This is a genomic window from Bacillus cereus group sp. BfR-BA-01309, from assembly GCF_022664315.1.
Lineage (GTDB): Bacteria > Bacillota > Bacilli > Bacillales > Bacillaceae_G > Bacillus_A > Bacillus_A mobilis.
The window spans coordinates 210,010-219,124 of record NZ_JAKUHE010000011.1 but is presented as its reverse complement, the minus strand read 5'-3'; the positions used below and the strand labels follow the sequence as shown (position 1 = coordinate 219,124).

Below are 9,115 nucleotides of genomic sequence, written 5' to 3'. Positions count from 1 at the left end.
GCATGAAGCCCCCCTCAAGATGAGATTTCCCATAGCGTAAGCTAGTAAGATCCCTGAAAGATGATCAGGTTGATAGGTTCGAGGTGGAAGCGTGGTGACATGTGGAGCTGACGAATACTAATAGATCGAGGACTTAACCATATAATATGAAGCAAATGTTATCTAGTTTTGAGAGAACATAAAAAACTTATTGACTTTTAAAGTGAATAAGTTATAATAATGATTGTCTCAAAAGAATAATGTCTGGTAATGATGGCAGAGAGGTCACACCCGTTCCCATACCGAACACGGAAGTTAAGCTCTCTAGCGCCGATGGTAGTTGGGACCTTGTCCCTGTGAGAGTAGGACGTTGCCAGGCAATATTATTCCGCAGTAGCTCAGCGGTAGAGCTATCGGCTGTTAACCGATCGGTCGTAGGTTCGATTCCTACCTGCGGAGCCATTGGAGAGCTGTCCGAGCTGGCCGAAGGAGCACGATTGGAAATCGTGTATACGTCACAAGCGTATCAAGGGTTCGAATCCCTTGCTCTCCGCCATAGGATTTATAATATTTGGCCCGTTGGTCAAGTGGTTAAGACACCGCCCTTTCACGGCGGTAACACGGGTTCGAATCCCGTACGGGTCACCACTTTGGAGGATTAGCTCAGCTGGGAGAGCACCTGCCTTACAAGCAGGGGGTCGGCGGTTCGATCCCGTCATCCTCCACCATATAAATTATATAAATAGTATTATCGCGGGGTGGAGCAGCACGGTAGCTCGTCGGGCTCATAACCCGAAGGTCGCAGGTTCAAATCCTGTCCCCGCAACCAAATGGTCCCGTGGTGTAGTGGTTAACATGCCTGCCTGTCACGCAGGAGATCGCCGGTTCGACCCCGGTCGGGACCGCCATTTTAATAAGGCTCGGTAGCTCAGTCGGTAGAGCAGAGGACTGAAAATCCTCGTGTCGGCGGTTCGATTCCGTCCCGAGCCACCATTTATCTTAATAATATACGCCGGCTTAGCTCAATTGGTAGAGCAACTGACTTGTAATCAGTAGGTTGGGGGTTCAAGTCCTCTAGCCGGCACCATGTAAGTTTCGGAGGGGTAGCGAAGTGGCTAAACGCGGCGGACTGTAAATCCGCTCCTTCGGGTTCGGCAGTTCGAATCTGCCCCCCTCCACCATTTACATAGGGGCATAGTTTAAAGGTAGAACTGAGGTCTCCAAAACCTCCAGTGTGGGTTCGATTCCTACTGCCCCTGCCAAATATATTTACACAACATGGCGGTTGTGGCGAAGTGGTTAACGCACCGGATTGTGGCTCCGGCATTCGTGGGTTCGATTCCCATCAGTCGCCCCATTTTTATTTTTAAAATTACAAATAATCTAATGGATACTTACATATAATTAAGTAAGAAATCGATGGGCTATAGCCAAGCGGTAAGGCAACGGACTTTGACTCCGTCATGCGCTGGTTCGAATCCAGCTAGCCCAGCCATTTTTGCGGAAGTAGTTCAGTGGTAGAATACAACCTTGCCAAGGTTGGGGTCGCGGGTTCGAATCCCGTCTTCCGCTCCAATAAAATTTAATATGGCGGCATAGCCAAGTGGTAAGGCAGAGGTCTGCAAAACCTTTATCACCGGTTCAAATCCGGTTGCCGCCTTTTCTTTTGTGCCGATGTGGCGGAATTGGCAGACGCGCACGACTCAAAATCGTGTTCCTTCGGGAGTGTCGGTTCGACCCCGACCATCGGTATCATGAACGGCGTAAAAAAGCTCTATACTAACTGTATAGAGATTTTTTGTTTTCTTCACGTGACAAAATAAGCACAAAAAGTGTGCGGAAAAATTAAAAGGATAAAAACAAACATTCATTTTTATCCTTTTAATTCCGGTATTCTATACAATATTCTCTTTGAGTACTCTAGAGAGAATTTCTCCAGCCCGGTGACATGAAGTTAAATCCGACACCACCAGTAGATATTAGCACATTATCAGCTGTTAATTTTGTAATTTCTAAAAACTTCTTTTTAAACTCTTCTCTGTTGTACTTATACATGGTTGAGTGGCACGCCCACATGTGCGTTGAAGTACTCAACCAGTCCCCTAATTCCTTTAATTCAGGAAACGACTCAAATTGAATTGGTTCATCTAATTTCATAAATCTTACTTGATAGATAGTTGGGTTTAACTTCTCGCCAATTCCTTTAAGACCATGTGCTTTTTTCTCATTTGAATGTGTCATAATTCTCCCCCCATCTTCCCTTCAAATTTTTTCCTGTTTTTATTATACAACGATAGAAAGTAATTATGGTAATATTATGGAAATTGTTATCGAAGATATAAAAAAACTCTAACAGAAATGTTAGAGTTTTTTTGTTAAATTGTGCTATGTGCTTCTAAAATTCGTAATAAACGTAGGAATTCATGTATAATATAACTTGTCGAAAGAACAAAATGATAGTGATTTATATTATGTCTGTAATATGAATCAAAAATGAACTTTTTATATTTCTTTTAAAAATGTGTTGAATACACATTATATTTCATATTAATATTTTTATGTAGATTTAAAACGGGAAAGAGAGTGGAAAGTATGGGTCGTAAATGGAATAATATTAAGGATAAAAAAGCATCAAAAGATGCAAATACAAGCCGTATATACGCGAAATTTGGACGTGAAATTTATGTGGCAGCAAAGCAAGGTGAGCCAGATCCAGAATCAAACCAAGCGCTTAGAGTCGTATTAGAACGTGCGAAAACATACAATGTACCAAGAACAATTATTGATCGTGCAGTTGAAAAAGCAAAAGGCGGTTCAGAAGAAAATTATGACGAGCTTCGTTATGAAGGATTCGGACCAAATGGATCTATGGTAATTGTAGATACACTTACAAATAACGTAAACCGTACTGCAGCAGATGTACGAGCTGCATTTAGCAAAAACAGTGGTAACATGGGTGTAAACGGTTCTGTAGCGTACATGTTTGATGCGACAGCTGTTATCGGTCTTGAAGGTAAAACATCAGATGAAGTTCTTGAAATTTTAATGGAAGCAGATGTAGATGCACGTGATATTCTTGAAGAAGAAGATGCTGTTATCGTGTATGCTGAACCTGATCAATTCCATTCTGTACAATCTGCACTTAAAGATGCTGGTGTTGAAGAATTCACAGTTGCAGAATTAACAATGCTTGCACAAAGTGATGTAGAACTTCCTGAAGATGCTCAAGTACAATTTGAAAAAATGGTTGATGCATTAGAAGATCTAGAAGATGTGCAACAAGTTTACCACAACGTAGACTTAGGAGAATAATCCGATAGAAGCCCCCTGTTCGTTTAACGGATAGGGGGCTTTTTTTATGAGGTTAATTAAGTTGATGAATTAGTAAAGGTATTTTGTTGTAGACAGGGAATATGCTTATAGGGATATGTGAAATAATCATTATTGCTAGGAGGCTTAATATGGAACATAAAACACCAAAGCATATCGTTGCCGTAGCAGGCTATTTAACAAATGAAAAAGGTGAAGTGTTATTGGCTAAAGTACATTGGCGAGCGGATACGTGGGAAGTTGCCAGGAGGACAGGTGGAAGAAGGAGAAGCGCTCGATAAAGCAGTTTGTAGGGAAATGTTTGAGGAGACGGGTTTGACTGTGAAGCCGCTTGGAGTTACAGGTGTTTACTATAATGCTTCTATGCATATTTTATCTGTTGTTTTTAAAGTCGCATATGTGAGCGGTGAAATACAAATTCAGCCTGAAGAAATACAAGAGGCTAAATTTGTTGCTTTAAATGAAGAGAACATAGATGAGTACATAACGCGTCCTCATATGAAATCCAGAACGATTGATGCGATGAGAGCGACACATTTTATTCCATACGAAACGTGGGAAGTGCAGCCGTATAATTTAATAGCTAGATTATAAAGAAAAGGGTAGCTGGTTTGAGATACAATCAGATCACTACTCTTTTTTGTATACTGTTTAAGAAAAAGGTCAAAATAATAATAGTGCTAGTATTGATTTTGAGAACGTTTGTTCTGTATAATGTATGATATATTGTATACATTTAGATTACTAGATACTTACAAATATATATATTTGTAGATGATATAATGAAAATAGGGTGTTTTAATAGGGAAGTATAGGCTTAAGGTATACTCTACTATTGGTTTAGCATACTCTATATTCAATATTTCAGATGAATAGTAGATAAAAAAAGACTGTGATACAATACTTTTTTACCCCGTTATTTGCCGGACAGCCCGATTGGGGAGGGCTGATTAAAGTTTCACTTTATACCTTACAATGATGTAAGGTACGTGTAAGAGAAATCGATGGGATGTTTTTTTACAACAAGGTATTCTTAAAGTAAGAGTTATACGCTGTGTGGAAAAGAGGTGTTCAAGATGAAAGAACGAGTATTATCTAGGGTGAACTATCATCAAAAAGTTGCATTAAATCCAATGACTAAATTCTTTTATAAAGCCATTATTTTATTATTATTGTTAAGTTGTACGTTATTATTCATTGGAAATGTAATGATTGAGCAAAGTGATATTAGTAAATTACATGTACCGGCTAAGTTAGAGGTGCCAGAATCATTAACATATGCATTTATTGCGACAGAAGATAAAAGGTTTTATCATCATAACGGTTTAGATTATATAGCGATTGTCAGAGCCTCTGTTGAGAATATAAAGGCTGGTGGTGTTGTGCAAGGCGGAAGCACAATTACACAGCAGTTATCCAAAAATGCTTTTTTAACAAATGAACGTACATTTTCTCGTAAGTGGAAAGAGATTTTCTATACGAAAAAAATTGAACGCACATTTACGAAGGATGAAATTTTAAAATTGTATGTAAGCAATATTTATTACGGAGAAGGAGCATGGGGAATTGAAAAAGCGGCAAACCTTTACTTCGGTAAAAAAGTAAGCCAATTAACGCTGGCTGAAAGTGCAATGATGGCTGCTGTAGTAAAGGCACCTGCTTATTACTCGCCTGCACAAAATTATGATAAGGCCGTAGAGAGACGAAATGTCGTTTTGAGATTGATGGAGAAAGAAGGCTATATCAATCATGATGAGTATGTGCAAGCAGTTAGTGAGAAGTTAGTCATTCGTCATGATATCACAACAGAGCAGTCGATGTTAAATAATGCGCGTGAAAAAGCAGTAAGCTAAAGGAAGTTCCTACATAGGAGCTTCTTTTTTGAATAAATTGTGACAAAAGGCGACACAATATTGTCACAAATGTTCTGTTTTTGTAATTTATGTGAGCGTGTTCATTGCGTGACGCATATAAGTGTTGATATTATGTGTATTGTGTACAATGCTGTATACAGAATATGAATTTAAAGAGGAATGTATATGAAATCAAACAAACTCATGGCTCTTGGTATAGTTTTTTCTATCGCAGTATTGATTGTAATTGGAACAATTGCGTATAGCATCATAAATGACAAAAAAGATAAAGGGAATGAGATGTTTGCTTATTCCACACAACAATCTTTAGGGAAAGATGATGCACCAGTTAAGGTAGTTGAATTTGGAGACTTCAAATGTCCTGCTTGTCGTACTTGGGATGTAACAGTATTACCACGATTAAAAGAAGAGTATATTGATAAAGGTAAAGTGCAGTTATATTTTATTAACTTCCCGTTTATTGGAAAAGACTCTGATTTAGGTGCAGCAGCTGGTGAAGCAATTTATAAACAAGATCAAGATTCATTCTGGACTTTCTATGATGAGATTTATCAAAGTCAAAAGAAAGACACGGAAGAATGGATTACAGAAGAATTACTTCTTAACATTGTGAAAGAGAAGCTTCCGAAAGTTGATGTAGAACAATTTAAGAAAGATTTACACAGTAAAGAAATAAAAGAAAAAGTACGTAAAGATTCAGATCGTGCTCAAAAATTAAAAGTTCAAGGTGCTCCTTCAGTATACATAAACGGAAATCTTGCAAACCCTGATTTCGATAGTATGAAGAAGGCGATTGATAAAGAATTGAAAAAGTGATGAGCTACTCATCACTTTTTCGACTTTTTTCGATAAAATTCTTGCTTCCGTTTTTTTAACATGCTATACTACTTTACATAAGTTATTCTAATATCTTATATTTATTTCATATTTGCGGGTGTAGTTTAGTGGTAAAACAAGAGCCTTCCAAGCTCTGGTCGAGAGTTCGATTCTCTTCACCCGCTCCAAATTTTATTAAATATTTTTCTATAAATTGTGATCAACGCAGTGTTTCGTTTCTAAGATAAACGAGGCATTGCGTTTTTTAATGTTTGAAAAAGATAATTGTATGCGAAAATAGAAGTAAAGAATAGTATTCCAAAAGTGAATTGCTAACTAATATAGACGTTACATAAAGGGTGAATTCATCTGAGGAGGCGATTAGGAATGGATTTTGAACAATTAAAGCAAGATGTAATTGCGTATAGTAAAACAATTGGTATAGATAAAATAGGCTTTGCTAGTGCTTCACCATTTGAGGAATTAAAGCAGCGCTTAATCCAACAGCAACAATTAAATTATCAATCTGGATTTGAAGAGCCTGATATAGAAAAAAGAACGAACCCACAACTTTTACTACCTGGTGCAAAATCAATTATTGCGATTGCATTAGCGTATCCTTCAAAATTAAAAAATGCACCATTAAGTAAGCGTGGAGAACGCCGCGGGATTTTTTGTCGTGCTTCTTGGGGACAAGATTATCATCTTGTTTTACGAGATCGTTTGCAAAAATTAGAAGCATATTTAATCGAAAAACTTCCCGATATAGAAGTTAAGTCAATGGTTGATACGGGAGAGTTAAGTGATCGAGCTGTTTCGGAGCGTGCCGGTATTGGGTGGAGCGGTAAGAATTGCGCTATTATTACACCCGAATTTGGTTCGTATGTATATTTAGGAGAAATGATTACAAACGTTCCATTCCCACCAGATCAGCCAATAGAAGATCAATGCGGGAGCTGCACGAAATGTATTGATATTTGTCCTACAGGTGCTTTAATACAAGGAGGACAGTTAGACTCGAAGAAATGTATTGCATTTTTAACACAGACGAAAGGATTCCTACCGGAAGAATATCGTGACAAAATAGGAAACCGTATATATGGATGTGATACATGTCAGACTGTTTGTCCAAAAAACAAAGGAATGGATTTTCATAACCACCCTGAGATGGAACCGGATCCTGAGTTAGTTAAGCCGCTATTAACACCACTTTTAACAATTAGTAATCGTGATTTTAAAGAGAAATATGGAATTATGTCTGGTTCATGGAGAGGTAAAAAGCCGTTGCAACGAAATGCAATTTTGGCACTTGCTCATTTTAAAGAGGCATCAGCAATTCCTGATTTAATAGGTGTTATGAAAGATGACCCAAGACCAGTACTTCGCGGAACGGCAGCATGGGCACTTGGGAAAATTGGTGGAGATGGCGTGGGCGAAGCCATTGAAAAAGCAATGCAGCGTGAGAAAGATGAAGAGGTTCTTCATGAAATGAATCGCGGACTTGAATTGTTAGCGCAGAAAAAAGAGTAGATAATATCTCCCTTTTTCATATTGTAATATGGGAGGGAGACGAAATGGTTGTAAAAATAAATATTGAAAAGCAAGTACAACAATTTTTAGCCTATATAACAGAAAAAAGAACAAATGTAGAGGAGATTGCTGAAGATTTATTCCAGATAGCACAGAGAAAGAAACAATTGTTTCAAAAGCGTAATGCACATATAGTGAAAGCAACTGCGGACGTTTCTTTCATGAGACAATTAAATAATAGCAATCATCAAGAAATTGATTATCAAATACATTTTAAATATTTAATTAAGCATAAAGAATTATTTTATATCGAAGAGGAACAACTAAAACGAAGAGTTTGTTTAAATAATAGCCGGATAATAGGTGATTATGCTATTGAAGTGCCGGAAGCAGTTGGCATGAGTGAGACATTAGAAAGAGAAGTTATAAAAGAGAAGTATGGTTCTTATCAGTATAATCGTTTAGAGGCAGTTAAATATGCAGAGCGTTGGTGGGATGATCGAAACCCTGTATATCGTAATTTCCCTGATAATTGTACGAATTTTATTTCTCAATGTCTTCATACTGGAGAAGTACCAATGAATGGATATCCTAATATTCGTAAAGGATGGTGGCAAAGGGAGAATCAGTGGAGTTGGAGCTGGGCTGTCGCACACTCTTTTTATTGGTATTTATCAGGTGCTACAACAGGGCTTCGGGCAGAAGCGGTAGAAAGGCCAGAAGATCTTATTCTTGGTGATGTCATTGCTTATGATTTCGAGGATGATGGTAGGTGGAATCATACGACGATTGTAGTAGCAAAAGACGCAGATGGTATGCCACTTGTAAATGCACATTCAGCGAATAGCCGTCGGCGTTATTGGAACTATGAAGATTCTAGTAAATATACACCACAAATGAAATATAAATTCTTTCACATTATTAATGGGTAGAGATTTTTCGCTCAAGTGGTATAATACGTAGTAGACAAAAAATAGAGGTGAATATCGCGTGGGAGTACATGTTGTTTTATATCAACCAGAAATTCCAGCAAATACAGGGAATATTGCTCGTACTTGTGCAGCAACTGGAACAGAATTACATTTGATTAGACCGCTTGGATTTTCAACGGATGATAAAATGTTAAAGCGTGCAGGACTAGATTATTGGCAGCACGTGAAAGTTACGTATTATGATTCAATTGAAGAATTTTATGAGAAAAATAACGACGGTGAATTCTTCTATTTAACAAAGTATGGCGAGAAAGCTCATACAGCGTTTGATTATAGCAAACGTGAGAAGGATTACTATTTTGTATTTGGAAGAGAAACAAACGGTTTACCAGCTAATGTAATCGAAGAAAATTTCGATCACTGTTTACGTATTCCAATGACTGATAAAGTGCGCTCATTAAATTTATCTAATACAGCAGCTATTTTAATTTATGAAGCATTCCGTCAGCAAAATTATCCAGGATTAGATTTAGAAATTGTTTATTAAAAGTCGCCATATGGCGACTTTTTTTCTAAAAATAAAAATAATATATAATCATACATTTAAAAAAGGGTACATATTCATATAGAATGGGGATATATGAATAAAAATAG

The 9,115-nt window shown here is 37.6% G+C and carries 7 protein-coding genes, 16 tRNA genes, 2 rRNA genes and 1 pseudogene; 25 read left to right on the top strand and 1 reads right to left on the bottom strand.

All coding sequences use genetic code 11. The features are described from left to right. From MR115_RS21160 to MR115_RS21080, 17 genes are all read left to right on the top strand, one after another. A 23S ribosomal RNA gene (locus MR115_RS21160) occupies positions 1–141 on the top strand; the annotation flags it as partial. Positions 142–242: 101 nt separating this feature from the next. Then, a 5S ribosomal RNA gene (gene rrf, locus MR115_RS21155) occupies positions 243–358 on the top strand. An 8-nt stretch (positions 359–366) separates the two neighbouring features. Beyond that, positions 367–441 (top strand) — tRNA-Asn (locus MR115_RS21150). A gap of 2 nt (positions 442–443) precedes the next feature. Continuing rightward, positions 444–535, top strand: a tRNA-Ser gene (locus MR115_RS21145). A gap of 17 nt (positions 536–552) precedes the next feature. Beyond that, a tRNA-Glu gene (locus MR115_RS21140) sits at positions 553–627 on the top strand. A 4-nt stretch (positions 628–631) separates the two neighbouring features. Beyond that, positions 632–707: transfer RNA gene (locus MR115_RS21135), tRNA-Val, on the top strand. Between the two features lie 24 nt (positions 708–731). Next, positions 732–808 (top strand) — tRNA-Met (locus MR115_RS21130). 3 nt (positions 809–811) lie between these two features. Then, a tRNA-Asp gene (locus MR115_RS21125) sits at positions 812–887 on the top strand. Between the two features lie 9 nt (positions 888–896). Continuing rightward, positions 897–972 (top strand) — tRNA-Phe (locus tag MR115_RS21120). 18 nt (positions 973–990) lie between these two features. After that, positions 991–1,066: transfer RNA gene (locus MR115_RS21115), tRNA-Thr, on the top strand. 10 nt (positions 1,067–1,076) lie between these two features. Continuing rightward, a tRNA-Tyr gene (locus MR115_RS21110) sits at positions 1,077–1,160 on the top strand. A 7-nt stretch (positions 1,161–1,167) separates the two neighbouring features. Then, positions 1,168–1,241: transfer RNA gene (locus MR115_RS21105), tRNA-Trp, on the top strand. A 19-nt stretch (positions 1,242–1,260) separates the two neighbouring features. After that, a tRNA-His gene (locus MR115_RS21100) sits at positions 1,261–1,336 on the top strand. Between the two features lie 63 nt (positions 1,337–1,399). Then, positions 1,400–1,474: transfer RNA gene (locus MR115_RS21095), tRNA-Gln, on the top strand. A gap of 5 nt (positions 1,475–1,479) precedes the next feature. Next, a tRNA-Gly gene (locus MR115_RS21090) sits at positions 1,480–1,554 on the top strand. Between the two features lie 14 nt (positions 1,555–1,568). Continuing rightward, positions 1,569–1,639, top strand: a tRNA-Cys gene (locus MR115_RS21085). A 10-nt stretch (positions 1,640–1,649) separates the two neighbouring features. Further along, positions 1,650–1,731, top strand: a tRNA-Leu gene (locus MR115_RS21080). Between the two features lie 168 nt (positions 1,732–1,899). Here MR115_RS21080 and MR115_RS21075 read toward each other — a convergent pair. Next, complete coding sequence (locus tag MR115_RS21075) at positions 1,900–2,220, bottom strand: DUF3884 family protein (protein ID WP_061680182.1); 321 nt, start codon at positions 2,218–2,220, stop codon at positions 1,900–1,902. Between the two features lie 351 nt (positions 2,221–2,571). Between MR115_RS21075 and MR115_RS21070 the strand changes: the two genes are divergently transcribed. The 8 genes and pseudogenes from MR115_RS21070 to trmL all read left to right on the top strand — a co-directional run bounded on the left by MR115_RS21070 (position 2,572) and on the right by trmL (position 9,008). Beyond that, on the top strand, positions 2,572–3,291 hold the full coding sequence (locus MR115_RS21070; RefSeq protein WP_000532956.1) for a YebC/PmpR family DNA-binding transcriptional regulator: 720 nt from the start codon (positions 2,572–2,574) through the stop codon (positions 3,289–3,291). A gap of 149 nt (positions 3,292–3,440) precedes the next feature. Beyond that, positions 3,441–3,903, top strand: a pseudogene (locus MR115_RS21065) (NUDIX hydrolase). 482 nt (positions 3,904–4,385) lie between these two features. Next, complete coding sequence (locus MR115_RS21060; protein WP_242242657.1) at positions 4,386–5,162, top strand: transglycosylase domain-containing protein; 777 nt, start codon at positions 4,386–4,388, stop codon at positions 5,160–5,162. Positions 5,163–5,348: 186 nt separating this feature from the next. Beyond that, positions 5,349–5,999: a DsbA family protein gene (locus MR115_RS21055; protein WP_000841317.1), complete on the top strand. Its 651-nt coding sequence runs from the start codon at positions 5,349–5,351 to the stop codon at positions 5,997–5,999. A 114-nt stretch (positions 6,000–6,113) separates the two neighbouring features. Further along, a tRNA-Gly gene (locus MR115_RS21050) sits at positions 6,114–6,187 on the top strand. Between the two features lie 199 nt (positions 6,188–6,386). Continuing rightward, positions 6,387–7,529, top strand: a complete 1,143-nt coding sequence (queG, locus tag MR115_RS21045; protein WP_060629454.1) for a tRNA epoxyqueuosine(34) reductase QueG — start codon at positions 6,387–6,389, stop codon at positions 7,527–7,529. 44 nt (positions 7,530–7,573) lie between these two features. Continuing rightward, complete coding sequence (locus tag MR115_RS21040) at positions 7,574–8,461, top strand: amidase domain-containing protein (RefSeq protein ID WP_242242656.1); 888 nt, start codon at positions 7,574–7,576, stop codon at positions 8,459–8,461. 58 nt (positions 8,462–8,519) lie between these two features. Further along, positions 8,520–9,008 (top strand): tRNA (uridine(34)/cytosine(34)/5-carboxymethylaminomethyluridine(34)-2'-O)-methyltransferase TrmL, encoded by a 489-nt coding sequence (trmL, locus tag MR115_RS21035; RefSeq protein ID WP_242242655.1) that lies wholly within the window; start codon positions 8,520–8,522, stop codon positions 9,006–9,008. The last annotated feature ends 107 nt before the right edge of the window (positions 9,009–9,115 follow it).

Bases quoted from the DNA above. Each gene is read 5' to 3' on its own strand.
- MR115_RS21075 (WP_061680182.1), bottom strand. From the start codon at position 2,220: ATGACACATTCAAATGAGAAAAAAGCACATGGTCTTAAAGGAATTGGC.
- MR115_RS21070 (WP_000532956.1), top strand. From the start codon at position 2,572: ATGGGTCGTAAATGGAATAATATTAAGGATAAAAAAGCATCAAAAGAT.
- MR115_RS21060 (WP_242242657.1), top strand. From the start codon at position 4,386: ATGAAAGAACGAGTATTATCTAGGGTGAACTATCATCAAAAAGTTGCA.
- MR115_RS21055 (WP_000841317.1), top strand. From the start codon at position 5,349: ATGAAATCAAACAAACTCATGGCTCTTGGTATAGTTTTTTCTATCGCA.
- queG (WP_060629454.1), top strand. From the start codon at position 6,387: ATGGATTTTGAACAATTAAAGCAAGATGTAATTGCGTATAGTAAAACA.
- MR115_RS21040 (WP_242242656.1), top strand. From the start codon at position 7,574: ATGGTTGTAAAAATAAATATTGAAAAGCAAGTACAACAATTTTTAGCC.